Genomic DNA, 26,109 nt, shown 5'->3' on the forward strand with positions numbered 1-26,109 from the left:
GCGTTCCGCCGCCCGGAAACGCGGTTGCGGCCGTATAACCACGAAAAATACCGTCCTTCCGGCCGAAAAGACCGGAGGCTTTCGACTGGTAAGGTATGCGATTTAAGCCCTTCTGACAACCGACTTTTCCCTACCCCCGCTTCGCGGGCCGGAGCGAGCGGCGATCCAAGAACACGTTGGCGAGGATGCCGGCGAGCAGAACGGACGTGGAGCCCCATTCCAGCCAGGGAGGCAGCCCGGCGCCCGCCGCCGCGGGCGCGAACACCTGACGCGCGTTTCCCGCCAAATCCAGGAGCAGACCGCATCCGACCGCGCTCACCAGCACCGCGGCCAGGATAATCACGGCGGCGCTCCGTCCCAACGTGCGGACAATGACCATCAACCCGACGGTGTTGGTGACGGGACCGGCCATCAGAAATACCAGGGCCGCCCCCGGGGAAAGACCCTTCGCCATCAGGGAAGCGGCGATCGGTATACTCCCGGCGGAACATATATACATGGGTATTCCCACCAGGAACATCGCCAGCATCGAAAGCAGCGAGCCCCCCAAGAAACGATCGAGGGATCCGGGGGGGAGCAGGCGGGTTATCGCCCCGCCCAAGACAACGCCGAGCAGCAGCCAGCCGCCGGTATCGCGCAGGAGAACGCGAAAGGAAAAGCGCAGAGCTTCCCCGATCCGCGCTCCCGGGGCGGAGGGTTGCGCCCGAGGTTCGGTCGGCGGCGGGGGGGGGCGTCGAGCGCGGCGGGAATCGAACAGATCGGCGGCCCACCCGCCGATCAGCCCGGCCAGGAAGGCGCTCAGTACCCGAAAAACCGCAAAGAGGCCCCCCAGCATGCCGTAGGTAGCCAAAATGGAGTCGATTCCGGTGGCGGGAGTGGACAACAGAAACGCGACCACGCTGCCGCGGCCCGCGCCTTCTTCCCGGAGCGTCATGGCCGCGGGAAGCACCCCGCAGGAACACAAGGGAAGGGGTATCCCCACGATGGTGGCTTTGACCACCTGTCTCCAGCCGCCCCCGCCCAGATGGCGCGCGATGCTCCCCGGGCGTATCAACAGCCGTATCCCTCCCGCGACCAGAAACCCGAACAAAAGATAGGGAGACATCCGATTGAGCAGGTCCAGGGAAGCCGTCGCGACCTCGACCAGGTACGTCCCGGCGGTCATGGCCGCACGCCCAGGAAAAGCGGGAACGTGTTCGGGGATAAACCCTTTACAATTATGAAAAGTTTGTAGAGATAACCGCTCTTCATGCGATAATACTATAGCAGCAAATCCGGGGGCGGGCCATGCCCATAGCGGACAACCTCGAACTTTTCGCCAAATGGGTCGCGCAGGCAAGCCGGATCGTATTCCTGACCGGAGCCGGGATCTCCACCGAAAGCGGAATTCCCGACTTCCGTTCGGCGGACGGCCTCTACGCCGACCCGGGCAACAGAAACATCTTCGAGATAGACTCGTTCGCCGAGAACCCCGAGCCTTTTTTCCGTTTCGCCGCCCGGTTTTTCGAGCTGATGACCGCGGCCGCACCCAACCGGGCCCACCTCGCCATCGCCCGCCTCCAGGACCGGCGAACGGTCTCCGTGGTCACCCAAAACGTCGACAATCTGCACCAACGGGCCGGGAGCCGCGAGGTTCATCCCGTTCACGGGACGTTCGAGCATTCCGTCTGCCTCGGGTGCGGGGCCAGGACCAGAACCGAAGCCCTGTTGCACGATATCAGGGCGGGCAAGGTTCCCCGCCACGCCTGCGGCGGCCTCTTTAAACCCGAGATCACGTTTTTCGGAGAACCGCTGCCGACGGTACCCTGGGAAGGCGCCCGACGGGCGATAGCCGAGGCCGATATCCTCTGCGTGGTCGGGTCATCGCTGGTAGTCTACCCGGCCGCCGCCCTCCCCTCCTGCCGTCCCGCGGCCTGCCGGCTGGTGATCGTCAACCGGGATCCCACTCCCTGGGACGGAGAAGCGGACCTGGTCCTGAGCGGAAACGCGGGCGAGATCATGGAGAAGGCAGCTTGCCCCAACTGGTGAGGGGCCTAACATGGACAAACCCTTGGTCAGGGGCGCCGTTTTCCTGGCGACCGGTATTTTCCTGGGGAGACTCGGCCGGCTGCCGGAGTTGCCGGCCGGCATCGGGGCTCTGGCCGCGCTGGGACTGGGCCTGGCGCTGCCGCGGGGCCGGGGTCGGGGAGCGGCGTTGGCGGCGGCGGCGTTCCTGGCGGGGGCGTGGCGTCTGGCCGGAACCGGCCACGTCCCGGCCGACGACGTCTCCACGCTGACCGGACCCGGGACGGTCGCCGTCGTCGGGACCATCGTCGACGAGCCGGTCCGGGAGCGGCATTCGGTGCGGTTTCTTCTGGCCTGCGAAACCGCGGACGGCGGCGGGCGGCGTTCCCGAATCGGCGGACGGCTGGCCGTAACTTTTCATGGAGCGGTCGCGGACCTGGCTCCGGCGCTGCAATACGGAAATACCGTCGAAGTCAGATCGCGGATCCGGATTCCCCGCGAATCCGTCGACATCGACGGCTTCAGCCGGAAAACGTTTCTGGCGGCCCGGGGGATCTACGCCGAAAGCACCGTCTACCGAACGGATGCGGTCCGCCTGCTGAGGACCGGAGGAGGGTCCCGGGCGAAGGCGGCCGCCATCTCTCTGCGCCGACGGCTGGAGGCAGTCATCGACAGCTCTCTCCCCGATCGGGAAGGGCAGCCGGGAGGTATCGAAGCGGCGCTGCTCAAAGCCGTTCTTTTAGGGCGGCGCGATGCGCTCCCGGCCCGGATCAGGGAGAACTTCCGCGGCACCGGCATCATCCACGTTCTCGTGGTCTCGGGGCTGCATATCGGCTTCATCTGGCTGCTGGCGGATGCCGTGTTCACGTTCCTGCCTCTGCGTGCCCGGCACCTGATCCTGATCCCCCTGGTGGCCGGATACGTCTACCTGACCGGAGCCCGCCCCCCGGCGGTGCGAGCCGGACTGATGGCCGCCATCTATTCGGCGGGAATCGTTCTGAACCAGCCCGCCCAACCCTGGACGGCCCTGGCCGCGGCCGGTTCCGCGCTCCTGCTGTGGAACCCCCTGAACCTCTTCCTCCCCGGGTTTCAGTTTTCCTTCCTCCTGGTGGCCACCATTCTCCTGCTCTATCCACGGCTGCGAAAGGCCCTGGCTTTTCTGCCTGCCTGGGCGGCGGCCCCGGCGGCGGCGACGCTCGCGGCCCAGGCCGGCGCCGTCCCGCTTACCGCCCATTATTTCCGGCGGTTTTACCCCGCGGGCCTTATCGCCAACCTACTGATAGTTCCCCTGGTGGGCGCGATCGTCGCCCTCGGTTTCGCGGCCGCCTGGGCCGGACTGGCCTGGACGAAAGCCGCGGTCGTTCTCAACTACCCCAACCGCACCCTGATCTCGTGGCTCCTGCGACTGGCCGGGCTCGGCAGCCGCCTCCCCGGAGCCGATATCGCCGTCCCCTGTTTTCCCGGGTCGTGGGCGGCGGCCTGGTTTCTGCTCCTGCTGGCCTGGGCCGGGCCCGGACGGTGGAAGCTGCGGACCGCGGCGGTGATGCTCCTGGCCGCAGCGTGCGTCGCCGCGGGCCTCTTCCGCCCCCGGGAACGCTGCCGTTTGACGTTTTTCGACGGGGAGAGCGGGGAATTCGTTCTCGGAGAAGGCCCCCGGGGGGCGTTTCTGCTCGGGCCCGACGACGACGCCCACGATGAGATCGGAATGCTGGTGGAGCCGGAGCTCTTCCGACGGGGGATCGCCGAACTGGACTGGGTCGTGCTGGCGGGGGCCGGTCCCGATCATCTCGGCACCCTGACGCGGCTCCTGGAGCGGGTGGCGGTCAAAAGGGTTCTGGAACCTCCGGGTCTGGAAACGACGGCGGCATACCCCGCCTTCCTCCGCCTGCTGGAGCGGGAAGAGATCGAGCTGGTCCGGGCCGAGGCCGGGGAAAAATTTTACCCCGGGGGACTGGAGGCGACGATCTGCTGGCCCCCGCCGGGAACCCTCCCCGAAGACGGCGCCGAGACGCTGGCGGTCGCCGTCGGCGCCCGGCCCGGGATTTTCTTCCTTCCCGGCCGGATCGGTCCGCAAGCCCAGCGGGAGCTGATCCGGAGAAACCGCGGGTTTCGGGCGGACGTGCTCCTGCTTCCCCACCGGGGCAACAAGAACATGATCGCTTCGGATTTTCTCGATTCCCTGGCTCCGAAGACGGTAGTCGCCCTCCGGGGGCGCCCCGTGTTCGGGCGCTATCCGGCCCTGCCGCGGGAAGAGATGGAGGGGAGCGGAAGCCGCCTCCTCTCCAGCAGCGAAACCGGCACCGTCACCTTCATCGTCGGGGAGGAAGGCGTTCGGGTCGTCTCCGGCCGGGGAGAACCTCTGTGAAAACGGGGCCGCTGCTGGCCGCGGCGCTGCTGGCCGCGGCGGCGGCGGGGGGGGGCGGAGAGCCCGCCCCGCCGGCCGAACCCCCTCCCTGGATCCGGATTTTCTTCTCCCCCGAAGACGACGTCGCCGCGCTGCTGACGGGGCTGATCGATTCCTCCCGGTGTCGGGTCTGGGCCGCGTTCTACAGCCTCGATCTCCCCGGGGTCGCCGAGGCGCTGCTCTGGGCGCGGGAGCGCGGGGTCGACGTCCGGGTCGTCATGGACGACGCCGCCGGCGGCGGCGTCCGGTCGCGGTCTCATCAACTGCGCCGGGCCGGGATCCTGGTTACGGACGCCTCCCCCGGCGATTTCATGCACAACAAGTTCATGGTCGTCGACGGTTTCATCACCCTGACCGGCTCCTGCAACCCCACCGAAACCGGGGTGACCAGGGACAACAACAACGTCGTCGTCGTCGCCTGCAGCCGGCTGGCCTTCCACTACCAGAAGGAATTTCTGGAGATGTGGGAGGGAGCATTCGGGAACAATTCTCCCGCCAGCCCCGGCGGCCATAAATTCCGGGTCGAGGGGGTCGATATCGAAGTCTGGTTCGCCCCGGAAGAAGACTGCGCCGGGCGCCTGATCGAACTGATCGAGAGCGCCCGGGAAAGCGTGGTGTTTTCCTGTTTCGCCTTCACCCTCACGGAAGTGGCCGAAGCCCTGATCCGCAAACACGAAGAAGGCGTCGACGTCAGGGGGATTTTGGAACGGGGACAGGGCGGTCCCTATTGCGTCTACCGTCTTCTGGCCGACTGCGGAGTGGACGTCCGGTGGGATCAAAATCTTTATTACCTCCACCACAAGTTCTTCGTAATCGACGGAACCACGGTGGCCACGGGCTCCTTCAACCCCTCCCGCCACGCCCGGGACGACAACGACGAAAATCTCGTCATCATCGGACACCCGGCAGTGGCCGCCCGGTTTCTCCGGGAGTTCGAAAAGCTGGCCCGGCCGGTATGGGAATAAGAGCGGGTTGACCGGTTGGGAAAAGGAAGGAAGCGGCGTATAATCTCCGGCGCGAAGGCGCTGTTTCATGAGATCAACCACCTACAGGCGGGATCTGGGAGTGGCTCTCGGCCTCTCCCTGCTCATACACGCCACCCTGGCGGCGTTCTGGGGCCACGAGTTTCGACTTTCCCGGAGACCCGTCCGCCCGGCGCCCGCTCCCTCGGTCGAGGTGGAGTTCGTCGATTCTCCCGAGCGGGTCGCCCCGGTGCGGGACGACGACGAGCCCGGGCATCTGCTCTCCGACCGGGAATCCCGGGCGCAGGACACCATTCCCGACCGCCCCGAGGAAACCGACCAGCCCCGGATGGCCGGTACCGCCGAAATAAAAAGCATCCGCAAGGTGCCCCGGGGCGCCGCGCCCCCCCAGCCGGAGCGGAACGGGGGCGAACAAGGGCGCGACGAAGAAGTGGAGCCGGAAGAGGGAGTGTTGACCGCGCAAGCCGGTTCCCGGGAGACGGACCGTTCGACCGCGCCGTCCCTGGCCGAAGACGGGCTCCCCCTTCCCCTCGACGGCGCCGACGAGTTCCTCTCCCCGGAAGCCTACTCCCCGGAAGGCAAGGCGCTGATCCTGAAACAAGCCGCCTACAACACCCGCTCCGACGCGGTGGGGCGCTATCTGGCCAGGATCAAGCCCAGGATCGCCAACTTCTGGACCCTGGTGGTAATGAACAGCGCTTTCTATATCCGCACCCGCCACACCTCGATCCTTTTCAAAATCATGCCGGACGGATCCCTGGGCGAAATCATGGTCAACGAACACGACGGGCCGGCCTGGGAGGTCCGCTATGCCCTGCGGGCGGTGCAGGGGGCGGCCCCGTTCGAACCCTTGGACCGGGAGATCCTGGATTTTATCCGGGACGACGGCCTCTGGATTGAGTTCGGATTCACCTACCAGTAATATTACATGCGTCGCGGCTCCCTTTCCGGTAGTCTAGTCCGGCAGAAACGGCCGGGGGGGCCGAGTCGCCGGAGAGGGGAAAAAGCATGATTGAAAATATCGTCAACGGCGGTTACACCATGATCGCCCTCGCGGCCTGTTCCCTGCTGTCGGTAGCCGTCATCATCGAGCGCGGCATCCGCCTGCGCCGGCGAAGGATTCTCCCGATCCCGATGCTGGCCGCGGTGCGTTCCTTCCGCCCCGGAGATCCCGACCCCGGCGAAGCGGGAGAAGCGCCCCTGGGAAAAGTCTTGAGCGCGATCTATCGGAACCGGAACCTTTCCTGGGAACTCGACAACGAAGCCGCCCAAGTCGGCCTCAAGCAGGCGGAGGCCACCATGGAGCAGGGGCTGGTGATCCTGGAAATCGTCGCCGTGATCTCCCCCCTGTTGGGGCTGCTGGGAACGGTGCTGGGCATGGTCAAGGTTTTCGGGGTCATCTCGCAAGTCGGGATCGGCCAGGCGCAGGCCATGGCGGGGGGAATCTACGAGGCCCTGGTAACCACGATCGCCGGGCTGATCGTGGCCATCCCCGCGCTGGTAGCTCATGGGATCTACGTGAGCAAGGTCGACCGCCTGCTGGTGGAGATCGAGGAAGTGAGCGGGGCCCTGCAACGCAAGCTCTACGGGAGCGGAAGCGGGGAATGAACCGCCGGCGGCGCAGAAACCGGATCGTGATCAACATCACCTCGATGATCGACATCATCCTTCTGCTGCTCATCTTTTTCATGGTCACCGCCACCTTTACCGACGAGAACGGCCTGTCCATCGATCTGCCCACGGCCTCGGCCGCCCACGCGGAGCGGGAACGCACCCTGGAGCTTTCGATCTCTTCCGGGGGGGAGATGTTCCTCAACCGGGAACCGGTCGACCGGGCGTCGCTGCCCGGCCTGCTCGCCGGTTACGCCGCGACGCTCGAGTCCCCGGCCCTGGTCCTGAAGGCCGACCGCACGCTCCCCTACGGGTTGGTGGTGGAACTGATGGACCTCTCCCGTCAAGCGGGGCTGAAAAAGATCGTGGCCCTGACCAGGTCGGGAGGCGAAACCGCCGGGGGGGGGGAATGAACCGAATCGTCGGGAAACTGCCCTTGGCCGACGGCGTCACCCTCTTCCGGATCGAAGCGCCGGAGATCGCCCGCCGCCGGCGGGCGGGGCAGTTCGTGATCCTGCGCCTGGATGCGGAAGGCGAGCGCATCCCCCTCACCCTGGTCGACTCCGACCCGGAGGCGGGCTCCATAACCCTGGTCGTACAGGCGGTGGGAGCCACCACCAAGCGCCTGGCCGCCTTACGGGAGGGGGAGGAGATCAGGGACCTGGCCGGGCCCCTGGGACACCCCACGCCGGTGCGGGAACTGGGAACGGTGGCGGTGGTCGCCGGAGGAGTGGGAGCCGCCGAAGCGCTGCCGGTGATCAAGGCCTGGCGGGGCGCCGGCAACCGGGTCCCGGCCATCGTCGGGGCCCGGAGCGCCGACCTGCTGATTCTGACCGAAGAGCTCAGGACCGCTGCCGACGAGCTTCATCTCTGCACCGAAGACGGATCTCTGGGAAAGCGGGGCCTGGTCACGGACCTGCTCCGGACCATGATCAACGACGGCGCCGTTCCCGACCTGGCGTACGCCATCGGTCCGGTACCGATGATGAAGGCCGTGGCCGACCTGACCCGGCCTTACGGCATCCCCACCCTGGCTTCCCTGAACCCGATCATGGTGGACGGAACCGGAATGTGCGGCTGTTGCCGGGTAACGGTGGGCGGAACCGTCAAGTTCGCCTGCGTCGACGGACCCGATTTCGACGCGCACCAGGTGGATTTCGGCGAGCTCCGCCAGCGGCAAGGGGCTTATCGGGAAGAGGAGCGGGAAGCCGAGACCGCCGAACGGGAGGAAGACCGGTGACCGCGCCGGGGACCCGGGAACGGATGGCGGAACTGCCCGCCGCCGAGCGGAAAAAACATTTCCGCGAGGTTCCCCTCGGATATTCTCCGGAAGAAGCCGGGCGGGAGGCGGCCCGCTGCCTGCAGTGCCCGAAAGCTCCCTGCCGCCAGGGCTGCCCGGTGGAGATCGACATCCCCGGCTTTATCCGCCGGATCAGGGAAGGCGACGACGCGGGCGGCATCGCCTTGATCCGGGAAACCAACTCGCTCCCCGCGGTCTGCGGCCGGGTCTGCCCCCAAGAAGAGCAGTGCGAGAAGTTCTGCGTGCTGGGGAAAAAGGGCGAACCGGTGGCGGTCGGAGCCCTGGAACGCTATCTGGCCGACCGCGAGGAGGCGCCCCGGCGAACAGCGGACGGGGGCAGCTTCTCCTCCTCTTTCCGGGTGGCCGTGGTCGGTTCGGGGCCGGCCGGCCTGACCGCGGCCGGCGACCTGGCCCGGCTCGGCTACGGTGTCACCGTTTTCGAGGCCTTGCACGCCCCCGGGGGAGTGATGGGCTACGGGATCCCCGCGTTCAGGCTCCCCCGGGAGATTCTCGACCGGGAGATCGAGCGCCTGAAAAACCGCGGGGTGCGCCTGGAACTCAACACCGTCATCGGAGCCGGCTCGAGCCTGGACGATCTCTTCCGCGCCGGGTTTTCGGCGGTTTTCATCGGCAGCGGCGCCGGCCTCCCCCGGTTCATGAACATTCCCGGCGAAAACCTCAACGGCGTTTATTCCGCCAACGAATATCTGACCCGGGTGAACCTGATGGGAGCGGCTCGGTTTCCGGAAACCGGCACTCCGGTCCTGCGCGGTCACGACGTGGGCGTGGTCGGAGGAGGAAACGTGGCCATGGACTCGGCCCGCACCGCCCTGCGCCTGGGCGCGGAGCGGGTTTCCGTCATCTACCGGCGCAGCCGGGAAGAACTCCCGGCCCGGCGGGACGAGATCGGGCATGCCGAGGAAGAGGGCGTCCGCTTCCTTTTTCTCACCCTGCCCACCCGTTACCTCGGCGACGAACGGGGACGGGTCCGGGAAGTGGAATGCCTGCGCATGGAACTGGGCGAACCGGACTCGTCCGGGCGGCGGCGGCCGATCCCGATTCCGGGCTCGGAGTTCGTCCTCCCCTGCGACCTGGCGGTCGTGGCCGTGGGAAACGACCCCAACCCCCTGGTTCCCCGCCTGACCCCGGGATTGGAGACCGGCCCCCGGGGAACGATAACCATCGATCCGGAGACCGGGAAAACCTCGCTCCCCGGGGTCTTCGCGGGGGGCGACATCGCCAGCGGCGCGGCGACCGTCATCGAGGCGATGGGCGCGGGGAAGCGGGCGGCGCGGGCCATCGACGATTTCTTGCGCGCGCGCCGCTGAAACCGGACGCGGCCCTTCGAACCGATCTCAGCCGAGCTTGACCGCCGTGCCGTAGACGCACACTTCGAAAGCATGCATCATGATCACGGTCACGTCGAAATGGATGTTGATCACCGCGTCGGCGCCGAGGTTGGAAGCGTTGACCCGTAAGCGCTTGAGGGCCCGTTCCCGCAGTTCGAAAAGCAGGTCGCTGTAGGTATCCAGTTCCCCTTCGAACTCGTAGGGCTTGGGCGGCGTCTCGGGCGCCGCCGGTTCCGCGGGCGGCTCGACGGGAACTCCGACATCCTCCCCGGTCACGATCTTCGGCCCCCAGGAAAGCGCCGAAGCCAACGCTTTCTTGATGCCGGAAATCAGCGATTCCGAAATATGGGCGGCCCCGACCACGTTGCCGCGGACGATCCCGATCACCTCGGTTATCTCCCGGCCCGGGACGTTATCGGTGTTGGTGAATATCATTTCGTCCTACCTCCTTGCGCGATGCCCGCGCTCAAAGGATTATCGCATCCGCCGGGACCCGGTTCAACTCAAACTATGCCCGGGCGGAGGACTCGTCCTCCCCCCGTTCACGCCTCCAACCGGCGTATCCCTCCGAGGTAGGGCCGGAGGGCTTCGGGGACCGTCACCGAACCGTCGGCTTCCTGGAAGTTTTCGAGAACGGCCACGATGGTGCGGGGGAGAGCCACACCGGAACCGTTCAGGGTGTGGGGATGCCCGACGGCGCCGGCGGCGTCGCGGTAGCGGATCCGGGCGCGGCGGGCTTGAAAATCCTCGAAATTGGAGACCGACGAGCATTCCAGCCACTCGCCCTGCCCCGGCGCCCAGATTTCGATATCGTAGCAGCGGGCCGCCGCGAAACTGAGATCGCCGGTCGGCAGCTCCAGAATCCGGTAAGGAAGCTCCAGCCGGCGGACGACTTCTTCGCAGCACCCCAACAGACGAGCGTGCTCGTCGCCCGACGCCCCCGGTTCGACCACGGCCACCAGTTCGACTTTATCGAACTGGTGCAGCCGGATCAGGCCCCGGGTTTCCTTGCCGTAAGAACCGGCTTCCCGGCGAAAACAGGGCGAATAGGCGACGTAGCGAACGGGAAGGGACTCGCCCGGAAGGATCTCCTCGCGGTGAATGTTGGTCACCGGGACTTCGGCGGTGGGGATGAGAAAGAGATCGTCCGCTTCCAGCCGGTACATGTCGTCTTCCATCTTGGGAAGCTGGCCGGTTCCGGTCATGGCGGAGCGGTTGACCACGAAGGGGGGGCAGATCTCGGTGAAACCGTGCTCGGCCACGTGCAGGTCGATCATGAAGTTGATCAGGCCGCGGACCAAGCGGGCGCCGGAACCGGTGAAGAGGGGGAAATTGGATCCCGCCAGCCGGGCCGCGCGGGAAAAATCGAAAAGCCCCAAACGCTCTCCGACTTCCAGATGGTTGGCCGGTCGAAATCCGAACTCCCGTTTTCGGCCTTCCTCCCGGATCAGAACCGCGGCCCGGGCGTCGGGTCCGACCGGGACCCCTTCCTGGGGGATATTGGGCACCTGCAGGAGCAAGCCATGGTACTCTTCGTCCAGGGAGCGGGCCAGTTCGTCCATCAGGTGGATCTTGCGGGCGACCGATTTCATTTCGGCGATGACGTCGGCCGCTTCTTCTCCCGAGGCCTTGCGCCTTCCGATCTCCCGGGAAACCTCGTTGCGGCGGCGCTTGAGCGCCTCGGCCTCGGTGATCATGTCCCGGCGCTCCCGATCCAGGGCCAGCAGCCGGTCCAGATCGAGGTCGACCAGACGCTGGATCAATGCTTTTCCTACCAGGTCGGGGTTCTCCCGGATAAACCTGGGATCGAGCATGTTCAGTCTCCGTCTTCCCCGGGCTCGGGCTCCTCGGCTTCGTCCCCGGGTTCGGAGAGACCGGAGACCAGTTCCTCCTCGGTCGGTTCGACGTCCGGAGTTTCCTCGTCCCCCTCCCCTTCTCCTTCACCGGCTTCGTCCCCGGTGTCGCGTTCGGCGATCTTGGCCAGCGAGACCAGGCGGTCCCCTTCGTCCAGCTTGAGCAGGCGGACTCCCTGGGTTATTCTCCCGATCGCCCGGATGGAGTCGACCGGGATCCTGATCATCTTGCCCTCGGCCGACATCAACATGAGTTCGTCCCCCTCGCGCACCGATGCCACCCCGACCAGGACCCCGACTTTGTCCGTGGTCCGCAAGGTCAGGACCCCCGATCCTCCCCGGGTCTGGGCCCGGTATTGGTCGAAGCCGGTCCGCTTGCCGTAGCCGTTTTCGGAAACCACCAGAAGGGTGTGGTCGGCGACGACTTTTTCCATGGCCACGACCCGATCGTCTTTCCCCAGGCGGATCCCCCGCACGCCCCGGGCGGTGCGGCCCATGGAGCGGACGTCGGTTTCGTGGAAGCGGATCGACTTCCCCGAACTGGTGACGAGCAGCATGTCGTCGTGCCCCGAGGTGAGAATGGCGGTGATGACGCGGTCCCCTTTTTCGACCCCGATGGCGATGATGCCGCCGGCCCGGGGGTGGCTGTAGGCGTCAAGGGGCGTCTTTTTGATCGTTCCCGCCTCGGTGGCCAGCATCACGAACCCGGGCTCCTCGAAATTCCTGACCCGGATCATGGCGGCGATCTTGTCCTCCACGGAAATCTCCAGCAGGTTGGCGATGGACCTGCCCTTGGCCGCCCTCCCCGCCGGCGGGATCTGATAAACCTTGATCCAGTGCACCTGTCCGGATTCCGTGAAAAAAAGAAGATAGTCGTGGGTGGAGGCGGTAAAGAGGTGCTCGACGAAGTCTTCGTCCCGAGTGGCCATCCCCGAAACCCCTTTCCCCCCGCGGCGCTGGGAACGGTAGGTGGCGACCGGAACCCGCTTGATGTAGCCTCGGTGGCTGATGGTGATGAGGGCGGCTTCGTCGGCGATCAAATCCTCGATCTTGATTTCGGAGTCTTCGGGGACAATCTCCGTGCGCCGGCCGTCCCCGAACTTTTCGACCAGGTCGTCCAGGTCTTCCTTGATCAGTTCCAGCACCTTCTTCTCGCTGTCGAGGACGGACTGCAGGTAAGCGATAAGTTTGATCAGTTCCCGGTACTCCTCGTCGATCTTCTTGGCCTCGAGACCGGTCAACCGGTAGAGGCGAAGGTCGAGGATGGCGTCCGCCTGGATCTCGCTCAGCTTGAACCGCTTGATCAGACCTCGCTTGGCGGCGTCCCGGTCGGCCGATTTCTTGATGATCTCGATGACTTCATCGATGTTTTTAAGAGCGACCTTGAAGCCTTCGAGAATGTGGGCGCGGCGCTCGGCCACGTCCAGGTCGAACCGGGTCCGGCGGAGAATGACTTCCTTGCGGTGCTCGACGAAGCAACGGATGGCCTCCTTCAAATTCATGACCCGGGGGCGGCCGCCGTCGAGGGCGAGGAGGATCACTCCGAAGGTGACCTGCAGCTGCGTCTGTTTATAGAGCTGGTTGATGATGACCCGGGCGACTTCGCCCCGTTTCAGCTCGATGACCACGCGCATCCCCTCGCGGTCGGATTCGTCCCTGAGGTCGGAGATGCCGTTGATCTTCTTGGCGTTGACCAGGGCGGCGATGTCTTCCAGGAGTTTGCTCTTGTTGACGCCATAGGGTATCTCGGTGACGATGATCGCCTCCTTGCCCCCCTTGAGCTGCTCCACCCCCACCCGCCCCCTGACCCGGAGACGCCCGCGGCCGGTGGCGTAGGCGCGCTTGATCTCCTCGATGCCCGTGATCACTCCCCCGGTGGGGAAATCGGGCCCCGGAACGACCCGGATGAGTTCGTCGAGAGCGACATCGGGGTCGTCGATGCAGAGTTTGATCGCGGCCGCTATCTCCTTGAGGTTATGGGGGGGGATGTTGGTCGCCATCCCCACCGCTATCCCGGTTCCGCCGTTGCAGAGCAGGTTGGGGAACCGGCCCGGGAGCACGGTCGGCTCGGTCAGGGTTTCGTCGTAGTTGGGCACGAAATCGACGGTGTTCTTCTTGAGATCGGCCAGCATCTCCATGGCCACCGACGTGAGCCGGGCTTCCGTATACCTCATCGCGGCGGGGGGATCGCCGTCGATGCTCCCGAAGTTTCCCTGGCCTTCCACCAGCGGGTAGCGGAGGTTGAAGTCCTGGGCCATCCTCACCAGGGTGGGATACACCACGCTCTCCCCGTGGGGATGGTAGTTGCCGGAAGTATCTCCGCAGATCTTGGCGCATTTGCGGTAATGGGAGCGGGGACCGAGATTGAGATCGTTCATGGCCACGAGTATCCGCCGCTGGGACGGTTTCAGACCGTCCCGGGCGTCGGGGAGGGCCCGGGCCACGATCACGCTCATGGCGTAGTTGAGATAGGACTCCTGAAGCTCGTCCTTGATATCCTTGTCGATGATCTTTTCGTTGGGGTTATACATGGGCAGGCAACTCCGGGATCAAACATCCAGGTTCTTGACGAAAAGGGCGTTGGAGAAGATGAATTTTTTCCTGGGCTCCACGACATCCCCCATCAAAAGCGTAAACGCTTCGTCGGCGGCGACCGCATCGGCCATGGTTACTTTGACCAGGGTCCGCTTTTCCGGATCCATGGTCGTCTCCCAAAGCTGATCGGCGTTCATCTCCCCCAAACCTTTGTAGCGTTGAATACTCAAACCCTGCCGGCCGATCCTGCGGATGGCCGGAAGAATGTCCCTGACCCTCATGACCGGGTGCTCGGCATCCCCGTCCATGATCCGGTAAGCGGGCCCGTTGTCCTCCTTGCGCTTAATCAGGGGGATCCCCAATTCCTGCAGATGCTTGAGACATTTCACTATTTCCCGGGATTCGTATATTTCCACGACTTCGTAATCGTCGACCGCGCCGCCGTTTTCGTTCTCGGCGCCGTCGGTCTCCGCGGCTTCGCCTTCCAGCGAGGCGGAGAAGCGGGACAAGCCCTCGTCGTCGAAGATAAAGGTATGCTCGTGACCGAGTCGGGCCTGATAGCGGGGGAGCGCCCCCGTTTCCGCTTCCTGCTGCCCGATGTACGAGTCCCAGTTGATCGCGCGTTTTTCCACTTGCCCGATCAGATATTCGAGTCGCCCGAGTTCCTTGAGCACCTTCTTGAGCATGGCGGCGGAGAAGTCGTGCCCGTCGGCCAGGCGGGTCAGCTTGATGTCCTCCATTCCCATTTCCAGGAGGTACCGGTTCATGTGCTCGTCGCTTTCGACGTAGAACTCCCGTTTCTTGCGCTTGATCTTGTAGAGGGGGGGGCGGGCCAGATAGATAAAGCCGTTTTCCAGCAGTTCGGACATCTGCCTGAAGAAAAAAGTGAGCAAGAGGGTGCGGATATGAGACCCGTCGATATCGGCGTCGGTCATAATGACTATTTTATGGTACCGCGCTTTCTCGATGCTGAAATCCTCGCTCCCGATCCCGGTGCCGATGGCCGTAATCATGGTCTGGATCTCCTTGTTGGAGAGGACCTTGAGGGGAGCGGCTTTTTCGACGTTGAGGATCTTGCCTTTGAGGGGAAGAATGGCCTGGAAATGGCGGTTCCGTCCCTGCTTGGCCGAGCCGCCGGCGGAATCGCCTTCGACCAGGAACAGTTCGGAGACGCTCGGGTCGCGGGACTGACAGTCGGCCAGTTTCCCGGGAAGACCCCCGCTTTCCAACGCGCCTTTGCGCCGGGTTAGATCGCGCGCTTTGCGGGCGGCGTTGCGGGCCTTGGTGGCGTTGATGCATTTGCCGATCACGGCCCGGGCGGCGGTCGGGTTTTCCTCCAGAAACGCGCCCAGCCCGTCGTTGACGACGGCCTGAACGATCCCCTCCACTTCCCCGTTGCCCAGCTTGGTCTTGGTCTGTCCCTCGAACTGGGGTTCCGGGACCCGGACGCTGATGACGGCGGTCAACCCCTCCCTGACGTCGTCGCCCGCCATAGCCGGGTCTTTCTCCTTCAGCAGCTTATGGGTCTTGGCGTAGTAATTCAGGGTCCGGGTCAGGGCCGATTTGAACCCGGACAGGTGGGTGCCGCCCTCGATGGTGTTGATGTTGTTGGCGTAGCTGTAGATATTTTCGCCGTAGGAATCGTTGTACTGGACCGCGACCTCGACCTCGATCCCGTCCCGGCCCTTTTCCAGGTAGAGCACCTTGCGATGCAGCGTGTTCTTGTTCTGATTGAGAAACTGAACGAAACTCTGAATTCCTCCCTTGTAGCGGAATTCGTCGCTGCGGTCGGTGCGTTCGTCCGTAAGCGTAATCCGGACGTCTTTGGTCAAAAACGCCAGTTCGCGCAACCGCTTGGCCAGGATGTCGTAATTGAACTCCTGCTCCCCGAAGATCTCGGGGTCGTGCTTGAAGGTCACCTTGGTCCCGGTGCTCTTGGTCTTTCCCACGACCTTCAGCGCCTTTTCCCGTATCCCGCGGGCGAAGGTCATGTGGTAAATTTTCCCCCCGCGCTTGACCTCGACCTCGAGCCATTCGGAAAGAGCGTTGACCGCCGATACCCCGACGCCGTGGAGCCCCCCGGAAACCTTGTAGGTCGAGGAGTCGAACTTTCCTCCGGCGTGAAGAACCGTCATCACCACTTCCAGGGCCGGTATTTTTTCGGTGGGGTGCTTTTCGACGGGAATGCCCCGGCCGTCGTCGGTCACGGAAATGGAATTATCGCCGTGGATCACCACCTCGATCCGGTTGCAGAAACCGGCCATGGCTTCGTCGATGGCGTTGTCCACCACTTCGTAGACGCAGTGGTGGAAGCCCCGCGACCCGGTGTCGCCGATATACATGGCGGGGCGCTTGCGCACCGCCTGGATCCCCTTGAGGACCTTGATTTTCCCGGCATCGTATGCCTTGACTTGTGCTTCCCCGGCCATTCCTACCTCTGTCGGTTATTCGCGGTTTTCCAAGACGGAGTTATCGGGCCCGCCGATTCTAAAAATCAACCCGGTCACCAGCGCCCGGCCCAGATTCGAGTTCAGGGACTCGATAATCCGGCGCTTATGAAATCTTTCCAGCTGATAGAGCCATGCCGAGCTATCGACCAGAACGGTAAGCGTTCCTTCCCGGAAAGAACCGGGACGCGCATGGCGGGCCACCGCCGCTCCCACCGCGTCCTCCCACTTGGCCAACACCCGGCCGGCGGCCAGCAAGCCGCCGATCCTGTAGCCGTCCAGCAAGCCCTCCAGGACGTCCCCGACGGCGACGGGCCCCCCTCTCTCTCCCGCGCTTCCCATCAAAGAAGCTTTATCGGCATGATCAGGCAGAAAAAATGCTCGGATCGGAAAATCCCGGGCCTTCCGCCGTCTATCAATTCCAGCACCACCTCGTCTTTGTCGTCAACCGCCCTCAGTATTTCCAGAAGGAACTGAGGGTTAAACGCGATCGCCAGGGAATCTCCCTGGAAATCGATGTTCATTTCGTCGCGGGACTCGCCCACTTCGGGAGTCGTCGAAGATACCGTGAGCATTCCCGGCGAAAAGTCGAACCGAACCGAGTTCGATTTTTCGCTGGAAAGAAGCGAACCGCGGCGGACCACCTGCATGAATTCTTCCCGGGGCACCATCATCTTCACCGTGCTCTCCGAGGGAATGACCTGGCGGTAATCGGGGTAGCGCCCGTCGACCAGACGCGCGACGAGGAGGACGTTGCCCGCCTCGAACGCCGCCTGCTTCTGCCCGATCCGGATTTCCACGTCCCCGGAATCGCCGAGAATACGAAGCAGCTCGGAGACCGTCTTTTCCGGAAGCACCATCTCCCGGTCCAGCTCGTCGGGAAGTTGAGCCGGGTGCTCCGAAACCGCCAGCTTTTTCCCGTCGGTGGCGACCGCGGTCACCGCCCCCGATTTAAAACTGATATAGACTCCGTTGAGGATGTACCGGGACTGATCCTGGGACATGGCGAATGAGGATTGGCGCAGGAGCCGCTTCAGCTCCGCCTGGGGAATCCGGACGTCGACGGTCTCCCCCAACCGCGGTTCGGCGGGAAACTCGGAACAGGGGACCCCTACCATCTTGAACCGAGACCGGCCGCAGGAGATTCGGCTGGAGGTCTCGTCTCCTTCCAGAGAGATGGGATCGACCGGCGCTTCCCGGCAGATATTGAGAAAGCGGCGGCCCGGCAACGTGATCGACCCCGGATTTTCCACGACGGCTTCGAACCTGGAAGCGATCCAGATCTCCAGGTCGGTGGCTACGAGACAGCAACCGGTAGAATCCGCGGTTACAAGGATATTCGACAGGACCGGGACCATGCTTCTGGATCCGATGAGCCCTTGAAGCGGATGCAGCCCGGCCGCCGCCGCTTCCCGGGAAAACGATATTTTCATGCGCTTCCTCCAATGGGTCTATTAACAATGTAATTATAATGATAAACCTCTTTTATTAAAGGAAATAATAGTAATAAGGTCTGTTGATATCTGGATTTCTCCCTTGTCCCACGTTCGGGTCCGTCCGGGGATAACCGGTGGATGATCCGTTCGTTTCCGCATCCGTTTTGGGGACGACCGGCCGCGCCCGAGTTTTCCCCATCCTTTCCACACCGTTTCGTCGAGGTTATCCCGAACCCGGTGAGGATGGAACGTCCGGAGGGGGCGTCAGGCGCCGACGCCCTGGCGGATTCGGTTGCCGAGATGGGAAACGGTTCCGGCCAGATTCTTGTCCCACGTGGTTTTTTCCTCGATCGTGCGGCAGGCGTGAATAACCGTGGTGTGATCGCGTCCGCCGAACGCTTCCCCGATTTCGGACAAGGAACAGGGGGTCAGCTCCCGGGAGAGGAACATCGCGATCTGACGGGGAAAGGCTATGGTCTTGGGCCGGCGGGAGCTTTTCATGTCCGCTACCCTGATATCGAAAAACTCGGCTACCTTCTTCTGGATTTCATCGATGGAGATAAATCGCTCGACCTCGTTGTCGATGCTCCCCGCCAGCAGTTGCTCGACCAGGGGTATGGTCAACGGGGCGTTGGTCAAGGAAGCGAAGGAGGCGACCTGGATGAGGGCGCCCTCCAGTTTACGGATATTGGAGTGAATGCGTTCGGCGATGAACTGAAGGATTTCGTCGGGGATGTGCAGATGCTGCCATTCCGCTTCCTTGCGGAGGATGGCCACTCTGGTTTCGTGGTCCGGCGGCTGCAGATCGACCACCAGGCCCCACTCGAAGCGGGAGATCAGACGTTCCTCGATATCGGGAATATCTCCGGGGGGGCGGTCGCTGGAGAGAATGATCTGGCGGTGGGAGTCCCATAAGGCGTTGAACGTATGAAAAAACTGTTCCTGAGTCCGCACCTGTCCCCCCAGAAAATGGATATCGTCGATCAGCAGGGCATCGACCCCCCGGTACCTCTGCCGGAACCTGTCGGTGGTGCGGTTGGCGATGGAGTCGATGAACTCGTTGGTGAAAGTCTCGCTGGAAAGGTAGAGAATCCTGGCCCGGGAATTTCTGGCCAGGATCTCCTGGGCGGCAGCCTGCATCAGGTGGGTTTTACCCAAACCGACGCCCCCGTAGAGGAAGAGGGGGTTGTAGGCCTTGCCCGGTTCTCCCGACACCGCCAGGGTCGCGGCGTGCGCGAACCGGTTGCAGTTGCCGACCACGAAACGGTCGAAATTGTATTTGGGGTTGAGGGTGGGCGCCGGCGGCTTGGGGACCGCCGGCGGAACGACCGCCGCCGGCGCCGCCGGAGGGGCCGGCGACAGGGATTGATCGACGACGAACGCGGCCCGGGAAGGACTGCCCGAGATCTCCGCGGCCGCTTCCTCGATGACCTCCTGGTAATGTTCGCTGATCCAATCCCGGTAGAATTGGCTGGGGACGGAGAGCGACAGTGTTTCGTTTTCCCAGGACTGCACCGACAGCGGATAGATCCAGGTCTGGAAAATCTGGTCGCCCAACCGGTTTTTTAAGGCGGCAAACAGGTTTTCAACCTGGATATTCATGGTCCCACGCCCGGGGTGGAGGTTGAAGATGAACAGGTATTATCCACAGGGTATTGGAAGATACTTCATTTTTACGCAATAGCAAGCTCAAAGTGGTTTTCCGGGGTTCCGGAACCGGAACGGACAACGCGCGACGGCGCCCCGGGTAAAGCCATGAAGCTCGCAACATGTTCCCGGGCATGTGATTATAGTGTCAATGCCTTTAATTTCCAGCCCCCGCCAGCCTTTACGCCCCTTGTTTCCACGTCGGTGCTTGCCTAAGCAGGCTTACGACAACTGCTCCCGACCGCGGCCCCTATTCCTCACAAGTTATCCACATCCTTCTCCTTCCGCCCCCGCTTGCCAGCCGAAGTATATCTCCGGGGAAAGCGGAAATCAATGAAAAAGCGTCCGCGCAACGCCGCGGGCCGGAGCCGCCCGGGGAGACCGCGGGCGTGTATTATCGTGGTTGACACCGTTGCCGGGGTGAAGGATAATGCCCCGCTATCGTCGTTTAAACCGATTTGCGAGCACTGCAATGAAAAGAACGTACCAGCCATCGCGCCGCAAGAGGAAGAACAAGCATGGCTTTCTGGCGAGGAAGGCCACCAGAGGCGGACGCGCCATCATCCAGCGCCGGCGGAGCAAAGGCCGGAAAAGACTTGTGCCCTGCTGAACCGGTCCGCCGGAGTTTTCGCCTCGCTCCCTCCATGCGTCTGCGCCGAACCCGGGAATACGAAAAAGTCTACCGGGAAGGCCGCAGTTTTCGGGGGAGTCGGATCAGGGTTCATTGCCTGGAGACCGGGACGCCCGGGGTCCGGTGCGGGTTTTCAACCTCAAGGGGCCTGGGAACGGCGGTAGCCCGCAACCGGGCCCGGCGCCTGATGAAGGAAGTCTACCGGCTCAACGGTCATCGGCTGAGGTCCGGTTGCGAGATGGTGCTGGTCTGGTTCGGACCGGTGCAAGGTTGGAAGTACAGCCAGGCGGAGAAGGAGATCGGCGAACTGTGGAAAGCGATGCGCCTGCTGAAGGAACGATGAAGACGGTTCTGACAACCCTGATTCGCCTCTACCAGCGGCTCGTTTCTCCCTTCATACCGGCGCGGTGCCGGTTTTATCCCACCTGCTCGGAATACAGCCTCCGGGTTTTGGAACTGTGGGGAGTCCGGCGGGGCCTGCCCCGGGCCCTGGCGCGGATTCTCAAGTGCCACCCTTTTCATCCGGGAGGATACGATCCTGTTCCCGAGCCACCGGAAGGAACCGAATAATGGATAAGATCAGCAAGATCGGCGTCGGCATCTGCGTGGCGCTGTTGGCGGGCTGGTTCATCTACCAGTCGAAACAGGCTCCCCGGGAAGAGGCCGCTTCGGAAACGAAAGCTCCCGCCTCCGCCGGGGAAGAATCCCGAGCCGTCCCGCTCCCGCCCTCCCCCACCCCCCCCCGGCCCGCACCCTCGCCGGAGCCGGTCGTGGAGGAGAACCCCGCCGCCTCCGGACCGGTTTTCGGGGCGGCGGCCTCGGAAGTGAAGATAACGAACGGCTGGCTGGAAATCGCTTTCAGCAGCACGGGCGGCGTCCTGAGAAGGGTGGTGATCGGGGAAAACCCCGAGAACGGGGTCCGGGGCCTTCCCGGGGAGAACGGCGACGTCGTTCTCCAGGATTCGGTCGCTCCGGATAAAGCCCTGGGCTGGCTTCCTTTCGCTCCCTGCGGGGAGATGGAATCCGCGGTGCGCGACCGCGACAACGGGGACCGGGAGGTCAGCTTCCGGGGAAGTACGGCGGACGGGGGACTGGAAGTCGTCAAGACCTACGTGATCCACCCCGAAAAGTACCTGCTCGACCTGGAGATCTCCGTGAAAAACCTGGGGGCGACCCCCCTCGCGCTTCCGGGGGGGGCGAGCATGGTCTGCGGCTCCATGGGGCCGATCGATCCCCAGGACAGCCTGGGCGTCGACGTCATGACCCCCACCGGGATTCAGCGGCAGAGCGGCGTCGTCGAGCCGACCGCGGCCCGGATCGCCTGGCTGGCCCTGAAGACCAAGTATTTCACTTCCATCGTCAAGCCGCGGGAAGAGGACGCTTCCTCCTACCGCGTCGACGGTCTCCTCAAAGAGGTGGCGGCGGCGCGGGCGATCATCGGCTGCGGCCGGGGAGCGGCCGCCAGCCCGTACGAATACCTCAGCGCCGTTCTCAGCTTCAAGGAACGGACCCTGTCTCCGGGGGAAACGCTCTCCCGGTCGTTCGTGCTCTACCTGGGGCCGTCCGATTACAACCTGCTGCGGGAAGCCGGATTCGGCTTCGAAGACGTCATCAACCTGGGTATGCTGGCGCCGCTGTGCAAAGCCATCATCTGGCTCTTGGACCTGATCTACGGGTTCATCGGCAGCTACGGCTGGGCCATCATCTTCCTGACCCTGATCGTCAAGATCGTCCTCTGGCCGCTGACGCACAAGAGCTTCAAGTCGATGAAGGAGATGCAGAAGCTTCAGCCCAAGATCCAGGCCTTGAAGGAGAAATGCAAGGGGGACAGCAAGAAGCTCCAGGCCGAGACCATGAAGCTCTACAAGGAGCACGGCGTCAACCCCATGAGCGGATGCCTGCCCATGCTCCTGCAGATGCCGATTCTCTTCGCTCTCTACAACGCCCTGCGCAACACCATTCTCCTGCGCAACGCCCCGTTCTGGATCATCCCCGGGCGCTGGATCCGTGACCTCTCGGGGCCGGACCGGTTGGCGACCCTGCCGCAATCCTACCCGATCATCGGCGATCAGGTGAACATTCTCCCGTTGCTGATGGGGCTCACCTTCTACCTCCAGCAGAAACTGACCCCGCAGGCGCCGGCGGCCAACGACCAGGCCGCCCAGCAGCAGAAAATGATGGGGACCCTGATGCCGGTGCTCTTTACCCTCATGTTTTATACCCTGCCTTCCGGCCTCAACCTTTACTTCACCCTGAGCACCGTCATCACCATCCTCCAGCAGGGAGCGCTGCAGAAACGAGGTGCGTAAGGGGTGCCGGAAGCCCTGCCCGGGGAGATGAACGCCGCCGCCGGGACAATCGCGGCGATCGCCACCGCGGCGGGGCCGGGGGCGATCGGAATCGTCAGGATTTCCGGCCCCGGGGCGCGGTCGGTCGGCGCCCGGATTTTCCGGCCCTCGGGGGGAAAGCCGTTTTCGGCCCTTGAACCCAGGCGGATGCAGCCGGGATGGATCGTGGGCCCGGCGGGGGAGTTGGACCGCGCCCAGGTCTGCTTCTACCCGGAACCGGGGAGTTACACGGGGGAAGACCAGCTCGAGATCTTCACCCACGGGGGCCCCGGGATCATGGGCGAGGTTCTGAAGCTGGCGTATGCCGCCGGCGCCCGTCCCGCCGCCCCCGGTGAATTCACCCGGAGGGCGGTGCTGGCGGGGAAGATGGACCTGTTCCAGGCGGAAGCGGTCGCCTGGCTGATCGACGCCGAATCCCCGGCCGAGATCGAACAGGCCGCGCGCCAGCTCCGGGGCGGACCGAGCGAAGCTCTGCGCCGGATCCGCGGGCGTTTGATCGCTTTACGGGCCGAGGTCGAAATTTCGCTCGATTTCGAGGAATACGAGGAACGGCCCCTCCCCTACCCGGCCCTGGAAGCGGGGCTGGCCGGGGCCGCGGCGGAACTGAAAGAACTCGCCGCCGCGGCGGCTTCCGGGGAACAACTGCGCCGGGGACTGCGGGTGGTGCTGGCGGGGAGTCCCAATACCGGGAAATCCAGCCTCCTCAACCGGATCCTGGGGAGGGAGCGGGCCATAGTGTCTCCGCAGCCGGGGACGACTCGGGACACGCTGGAGGAGGAGATGGTTTTGGACGGTATGCGCCTGCGCCTGATCGACACCGCCGGTATCCGCGCTCGAGCCGAGGGAGTGGAGGCGGAGGGTATCCGCCGCGCGCGCGAGGAGGTCCGCTCCGCCGATCTGGTGGTGCTGGTGCTCGACGGTTCCGCCGCCTTGGGCAGCGACGACCTGGAAGCCTGCCGGCAGGCCGGCCGGGGAAGGCTGCTGATCGTGGCCAACAAAGCGGATCGGCGGCGCCGTCTCGAAAACCGGGCCGTAGTCCGGGAATTTCCCGGGGCCCGGGTCCTGGACGTATCGGCGGCCGACGGATCGGGGTTGGAGCGTTTTCGGGAGGAGTTGGCGCATTCGCTGCGCGAGCTTGCCGGGGTGGGCGCCCGGGCCCTTGCCGTCAGCCGCCGCCGCCGGGTGCTGCTGGAAGAGTGCGCGGAGGCGGTAGCGCGCACGCACGCGCTTCTCCGGGAGGAGCCGGGAGCGGAGCTGCTCGCCCTGGAACTGGGCGAAGCGGTCGACCGGATGGGGAAGGTGTTGGGGGAAGGCCATCCGGGCGAACTGCTCGATGAAATTTTCTCGCGCTTCTGCGTGGGAAAGTAAGATCCCCCCCCCCTGCCCCGCGTCGGCCTGGCGTATCGGGATTATTCGGATGTCGGACCGGGGGACGGAGCGGGAAGGACATCCGCGGATTCGGGCGCGGAAGGTGGCGCGGCGATCGCGGCCTGAAGCTCCGACCAGTCCCGGCGCCGGGCTTCGTCGCTAGCGGCCAGCAGCGTCCGGAGATCGGAGATTCCGGCTTGAAGTCCGGCTACCTGAGCCCGCAGGGTCTCGATTTCGATCCGGGCTTCCTCCAACTCCCGCAGCGAGGCCTCGCCCAGGCCCCGGGCGGTTCTGGCGCTGCGCATGGCGGTGGAGATATCGCGCCGGCTCCGCGCTTCCGCGCCCGCCACCAGAGTTCCGAGCTCTCCTTTGAGACTACGGGCGTCATCGCGGCTGAGACGATAAAACCAGTCCGCGCTCAGCATCACCGCGCCAACGAGGGCCAGCAGAACCGCGCCCATGCCGACCAGGAGCAGGATGCGGGTGCGCCTGAGACCGGAATCGCTGCGCCTGTGCCATTCGGAGACGGCCAGCCGCAGCATCTGTTCGGTATCGGCGGAGACCAATCCCGGGGCGTTGCCGGATTCGGCCCGGGGGTGGGAAGCGGCCAGGATCAGATCGAATGATGGAGCTTCTCTGAGCACGTCTTCCCGGGATACCAGGCGGATGGCCTTGTTCCCGCGGTATTCGACCATGCTCTTCATCTTGCCGGATTCCACCCGCCGCCGGATGGTTTTAATGCTGCAGTTGAGCAACAGCGCGGCTTGCTTCAGGGTGATCCAGTCGGGAAACGAAGGGCGATCTGAATTTTCCGGCATAAGCGGTACCTTTATTTTGGACATTTGTCCCGGACACAAGGATTCTAAAGGTGGACATCGCGGCAATATGTCCAGGACTCGTCGATCCGGTCAAAACCATACCAGGAGCACAACGTCCTGTCCAGAAAAAAATAAACAGGGCCGATAGGCCCAGTGTGGTGTACATATGTCTATATGCTGGGCTTTTTGTCCCGGACAATAGCCTGTCAATCGGGCAAATACGGTCAAATGACCGGATAAAGTCCATATAGGACATCTACCGGTCTGACGGCTTGTTCGGGCTTTATTCTAAACTACCTACCGGTAGGTATATGCCCTTCCCTTTCTCGGGGTCGCATGGATACTATTGGTTTCACGTGGAACATACCATATCCGAGGGGACGGAGAAGAGTGCGAAGCGATCAGGGGCTCCAGAAAGCGCCGGAGGGGCGAATATTCGACGGGCACCCGGAGAAACGGGGAGAAGAAGCAGGGAACGGAAAAAAAGAGGGTACAGTGGTGCCTTCCCCGGAAGATGATCCGTTCCACGTGGAACATCCGTATATTTTTCTAGCAAAGCCGGCCGCCCTGGTTTACTATACCCGGCATCGTTACCGGAGATTTGCAGCCATGGCCCGCACCATCGCGGTGGTTAATCAGAAAGGCGGCGTGGGGAAAACCACGACCGCCGTCAATCTGGCGGCCGAACTTGGAATTGCAGGGAGCAGGGTGCTGCTCTGCGATCTCGACCCCCAAGGCAACGCCACCAGCGGGGTGGGGCATCCTCGTGACGATCGGGACAAGAACGTGTACGCTCTGCTCGCGGGGAAAATCATGGCGGATGCAGCGGTGGCGCCTACGGCTTTCCGCAACCTCAGTCTGCTCCCATCCCACCCCGACCTGACCGGGGCGGAGGTCGAACTGGTGGGGATGCTGGGGCGGGAATTCATTCTCAAGGAACGCCTGGCCCCTCTGAGCCCAAACTTCGATTACATTATCATCGACTGTCCTCCCTCCCTCAATATCCTGGTCATCAACGCCCTGACCGCCGCCGGAAGTATTCTGCTGCCCATCCAGTGCGAATATTACGCACTGGAAGGGCTGTCGTTGCTGGTCAATACCGTGGCCCTGGTCCGGGAGCGGCTGAATCCGCACCTGTGTATCGAAGGTGTGGTCATGACCATGCGCGATGCCCGTACCAACCTTTCGACTCAGGTCATCGAAGAAGTGAGAAACTATTTCCGGGAACAACTCTTCACCACGGTGATTCCACGCAACGTCCGGTTGAGCGAAGCTCCCAGTTTCGGTCAACCCGCTGTCTATTACGACCCGGAATCTTCCGGCGCGGCCGCTTATCGGGAACTTGCCCGCGAACTTGTGGCCCGCGCCTTGCCCG

Annotated in this window: 22 protein-coding genes and 1 pseudogene; 14 read left to right on the top strand and 9 right to left on the bottom strand. The window is 63.8% G+C overall.

The window, feature by feature from the left end:
• Positions 1-130 precede the first annotated feature (130 nt).
• Positions 131-1,165, bottom strand: a complete 1,035-nt coding sequence (locus PLZ73_05225; GenBank protein ID HOO77273.1) for a permease — start codon at positions 1,163-1,165, stop codon at positions 131-133.
• Between the two features lie 122 nt (positions 1,166-1,287).
• On the opposite strand from PLZ73_05225, the gene PLZ73_05230 reads away from it, so the two are divergent.
• The 8 genes from PLZ73_05230 (at position 1,288) to gltA (ending at position 9,630) form a co-directional block, all read left to right on the top strand.
• Positions 1,288-2,028, top strand: a complete 741-nt coding sequence (locus PLZ73_05230) for a Sir2 family NAD-dependent protein deacetylase (GenBank protein HOO77274.1) — start codon at positions 1,288-1,290, stop codon at positions 2,026-2,028.
• A 10-nt stretch (positions 2,029-2,038) separates the two neighbouring features.
• A complete protein-coding gene (locus tag PLZ73_05235) occupies positions 2,039-4,369 on the top strand; it encodes a ComEC/Rec2 family competence protein (protein ID HOO77275.1) in 2,331 nt (776 codons plus the stop codon).
• The gene (locus PLZ73_05240) at positions 4,366-5,373 is read left to right on the top strand and encodes a phospholipase D-like domain-containing protein (GenBank protein HOO77276.1); all 1,008 of its coding nucleotides are present in this window, start codon (positions 4,366-4,368) and stop codon (positions 5,371-5,373) included. Before PLZ73_05235 ends, PLZ73_05240 begins: the two co-directional genes overlap by 4 nt.
• 67 nt (positions 5,374-5,440) lie before the next feature.
• Positions 5,441-6,313, top strand: a complete 873-nt coding sequence (locus PLZ73_05245; GenBank protein ID HOO77277.1) for a hypothetical protein — start codon at positions 5,441-5,443, stop codon at positions 6,311-6,313.
• An 86-nt stretch (positions 6,314-6,399) separates the two neighbouring features.
• Entirely contained in the window at positions 6,400-6,999 is a 600-nt protein-coding gene (locus PLZ73_05250) for a MotA/TolQ/ExbB proton channel family protein (protein ID HOO77278.1), read from the top strand.
• Complete coding sequence (locus PLZ73_05255) at positions 6,996-7,415, top strand: biopolymer transporter ExbD (protein HOO77279.1); 420 nt, start codon at positions 6,996-6,998, stop codon at positions 7,413-7,415. The genes PLZ73_05250 and PLZ73_05255 overlap by 4 nt, the downstream gene beginning before the upstream one ends.
• Positions 7,412-8,242: a sulfide/dihydroorotate dehydrogenase-like FAD/NAD-binding protein gene (locus PLZ73_05260; GenBank protein ID HOO77280.1), complete on the top strand. Its 831-nt coding sequence runs from the start codon at positions 7,412-7,414 to the stop codon at positions 8,240-8,242. The genes PLZ73_05255 and PLZ73_05260 overlap by 4 nt, the downstream gene beginning before the upstream one ends.
• Positions 8,243-8,265: 23 nt before the next feature.
• Positions 8,266-9,630, top strand: coding sequence for an NADPH-dependent glutamate synthase (gltA, locus tag PLZ73_05265; GenBank protein ID HOO77281.1), 1,365 nt, complete (start codon positions 8,266-8,268; stop codon positions 9,628-9,630).
• 27 nt (positions 9,631-9,657) lie between these two features.
• On the opposite strand, the gene PLZ73_05270 is transcribed toward gltA, so the two are convergent.
• From PLZ73_05270 to dnaA, 7 genes are all read right to left on the bottom strand, one after another.
• The gene (locus PLZ73_05270; protein ID HOO77282.1) at positions 9,658-10,086 is read right to left on the bottom strand and encodes a YbjQ family protein; all 429 of its coding nucleotides are present in this window, start codon (positions 10,084-10,086) and stop codon (positions 9,658-9,660) included.
• A 107-nt stretch (positions 10,087-10,193) separates the two neighbouring features.
• On the bottom strand, positions 10,194-11,465 hold the full coding sequence (serS, locus tag PLZ73_05275; protein HOO77283.1) for a serine--tRNA ligase: 1,272 nt from the start codon (positions 11,463-11,465) through the stop codon (positions 10,194-10,196).
• A gap of 2 nt (positions 11,466-11,467) precedes the next feature.
• Positions 11,468-14,035 carry a DNA gyrase subunit A gene (gene gyrA, locus PLZ73_05280; GenBank protein ID HOO77284.1) on the bottom strand — a complete coding sequence of 856 codons (2,568 nt, stop codon included), beginning with the start codon at positions 14,033-14,035 and terminating at the stop codon, positions 11,468-11,470.
• A gap of 18 nt (positions 14,036-14,053) precedes the next feature.
• Entirely contained in the window at positions 14,054-16,468 is a 2,415-nt protein-coding gene (gyrB, locus tag PLZ73_05285; protein HOO77285.1) for a DNA topoisomerase (ATP-hydrolyzing) subunit B, read from the bottom strand.
• Between the two features lie 15 nt (positions 16,469-16,483).
• The gene (locus PLZ73_05290; protein HOO77286.1) at positions 16,484-16,828 is read right to left on the bottom strand and encodes a DUF721 domain-containing protein; all 345 of its coding nucleotides are present in this window, start codon (positions 16,826-16,828) and stop codon (positions 16,484-16,486) included.
• The gene (dnaN, locus tag PLZ73_05295) at positions 16,828-17,919 is read right to left on the bottom strand and encodes a DNA polymerase III subunit beta (protein HOO77287.1); all 1,092 of its coding nucleotides are present in this window, start codon (positions 17,917-17,919) and stop codon (positions 16,828-16,830) included. The genes PLZ73_05290 and dnaN overlap by 1 nt, the downstream gene beginning before the upstream one ends.
• 267 nt (positions 17,920-18,186) lie before the next feature.
• Complete coding sequence (gene dnaA, locus PLZ73_05300) at positions 18,187-19,524, bottom strand: chromosomal replication initiator protein DnaA (protein ID HOO77288.1); 1,338 nt, start codon at positions 19,522-19,524, stop codon at positions 18,187-18,189.
• Between the two features lie 517 nt (positions 19,525-20,041).
• Here dnaA and rpmH point away from each other — a divergent pair.
• Genes rpmH through mnmE form a run of 5 tightly spaced genes read left to right on the top strand, consistent with a single transcriptional unit; the run spans position 20,042 to position 23,916 of the window.
• A complete protein-coding gene (gene rpmH, locus PLZ73_05305) occupies positions 20,042-20,179 on the top strand; it encodes a 50S ribosomal protein L34 (protein ID HOO77289.1) in 138 nt (45 codons plus the stop codon).
• Between the two features lie 34 nt (positions 20,180-20,213).
• On the top strand, positions 20,214-20,543 hold the full coding sequence (rnpA, locus tag PLZ73_05310; GenBank protein ID HOO77290.1) for a ribonuclease P protein component: 330 nt from the start codon (positions 20,214-20,216) through the stop codon (positions 20,541-20,543).
• Positions 20,540-20,770, top strand: coding sequence for a membrane protein insertion efficiency factor YidD (yidD, locus tag PLZ73_05315; protein ID HOO77291.1), 231 nt, complete (start codon positions 20,540-20,542; stop codon positions 20,768-20,770). Before rnpA ends, yidD begins: the two co-directional genes overlap by 4 nt.
• Positions 20,770-22,509: a membrane protein insertase YidC gene (gene yidC / locus PLZ73_05320; GenBank protein ID HOO77292.1), complete on the top strand. Its 1,740-nt coding sequence runs from the start codon at positions 20,770-20,772 to the stop codon at positions 22,507-22,509. The genes yidD and yidC overlap by 1 nt, the downstream gene beginning before the upstream one ends.
• Positions 22,510-22,512: 3 nt before the next feature.
• A complete protein-coding gene (mnmE, locus tag PLZ73_05325; protein HOO77293.1) occupies positions 22,513-23,916 on the top strand; it encodes a tRNA uridine-5-carboxymethylaminomethyl(34) synthesis GTPase MnmE in 1,404 nt (467 codons plus the stop codon).
• 41 nt (positions 23,917-23,957) lie between these two features.
• On the opposite strand, the gene PLZ73_05330 is transcribed toward mnmE, so the two are convergent.
• The gene (locus PLZ73_05330) at positions 23,958-24,734 is read right to left on the bottom strand and encodes a helix-turn-helix domain-containing protein (protein ID HOO77294.1); all 777 of its coding nucleotides are present in this window, start codon (positions 24,732-24,734) and stop codon (positions 23,958-23,960) included.
• 609 nt (positions 24,735-25,343) lie between these two features.
• On the opposite strand from PLZ73_05330, the pseudogene PLZ73_05335 reads away from it, so the two are divergent.
• Positions 25,344-26,099 (top strand): annotated as a pseudogene (locus PLZ73_05335) (AAA family ATPase).
• Positions 26,100-26,109: the final 10 nt, after the last annotated feature.

The organism is bacterium, assembly GCA_035380285.1.
Classification (GTDB): Bacteria; Auribacterota; Erginobacteria; order Erginobacterales; family DAOSXE01; genus DAOSXE01.

Coding starts and splice junctions, on each gene's coding strand:
- PLZ73_05225 (HOO77273.1), bottom strand. CDS start 1,165: ATGACCGCCGGGACGTACCTGGTCGAGGTCGCGACGGCTTCCCTGGAC.
- PLZ73_05230 (HOO77274.1), top strand. CDS start 1,288: ATGCCCATAGCGGACAACCTCGAACTTTTCGCCAAATGGGTCGCGCAG.
- PLZ73_05235 (HOO77275.1), top strand. CDS start 2,039: ATGGACAAACCCTTGGTCAGGGGCGCCGTTTTCCTGGCGACCGGTATT.
- PLZ73_05245 (HOO77277.1), top strand. CDS start 5,441: ATGAGATCAACCACCTACAGGCGGGATCTGGGAGTGGCTCTCGGCCTC.
- PLZ73_05250 (HOO77278.1), top strand. CDS start 6,400: ATGATTGAAAATATCGTCAACGGCGGTTACACCATGATCGCCCTCGCG.
- PLZ73_05255 (HOO77279.1), top strand. CDS start 6,996: ATGAACCGCCGGCGGCGCAGAAACCGGATCGTGATCAACATCACCTCG.
- PLZ73_05260 (HOO77280.1), top strand. CDS start 7,412: ATGAACCGAATCGTCGGGAAACTGCCCTTGGCCGACGGCGTCACCCTC.
- gltA (HOO77281.1), top strand. CDS start 8,266: ATGGCGGAACTGCCCGCCGCCGAGCGGAAAAAACATTTCCGCGAGGTT.
- PLZ73_05270 (HOO77282.1), bottom strand. CDS start 10,086: ATGATATTCACCAACACCGATAACGTCCCGGGCCGGGAGATAACCGAG.
- serS (HOO77283.1), bottom strand. CDS start 11,465: ATGCTCGATCCCAGGTTTATCCGGGAGAACCCCGACCTGGTAGGAAAA.
- gyrA (HOO77284.1), bottom strand. CDS start 14,035: ATGTATAACCCCAACGAAAAGATCATCGACAAGGATATCAAGGACGAG.
- gyrB (HOO77285.1), bottom strand. CDS start 16,468: ATGGCCGGGGAAGCACAAGTCAAGGCATACGATGCCGGGAAAATCAAG.
- PLZ73_05290 (HOO77286.1), bottom strand. CDS start 16,828: ATGGGAAGCGCGGGAGAGAGAGGGGGGCCCGTCGCCGTCGGGGACGTC.
- dnaN (HOO77287.1), bottom strand. CDS start 17,919: ATGAAAATATCGTTTTCCCGGGAAGCGGCGGCGGCCGGGCTGCATCCG.
- dnaA (HOO77288.1), bottom strand. CDS start 19,524: ATGAATATCCAGGTTGAAAACCTGTTTGCCGCCTTAAAAAACCGGTTG.
- rpmH (HOO77289.1), top strand. CDS start 20,042: ATGAAAAGAACGTACCAGCCATCGCGCCGCAAGAGGAAGAACAAGCAT.
- rnpA (HOO77290.1), top strand. CDS start 20,214: ATGCGTCTGCGCCGAACCCGGGAATACGAAAAAGTCTACCGGGAAGGC.
- yidD (HOO77291.1), top strand. CDS start 20,540: ATGAAGACGGTTCTGACAACCCTGATTCGCCTCTACCAGCGGCTCGTT.
- yidC (HOO77292.1), top strand. CDS start 20,770: ATGGATAAGATCAGCAAGATCGGCGTCGGCATCTGCGTGGCGCTGTTG.
- PLZ73_05330 (HOO77294.1), bottom strand. CDS start 24,734: ATGCCGGAAAATTCAGATCGCCCTTCGTTTCCCGACTGGATCACCCTG.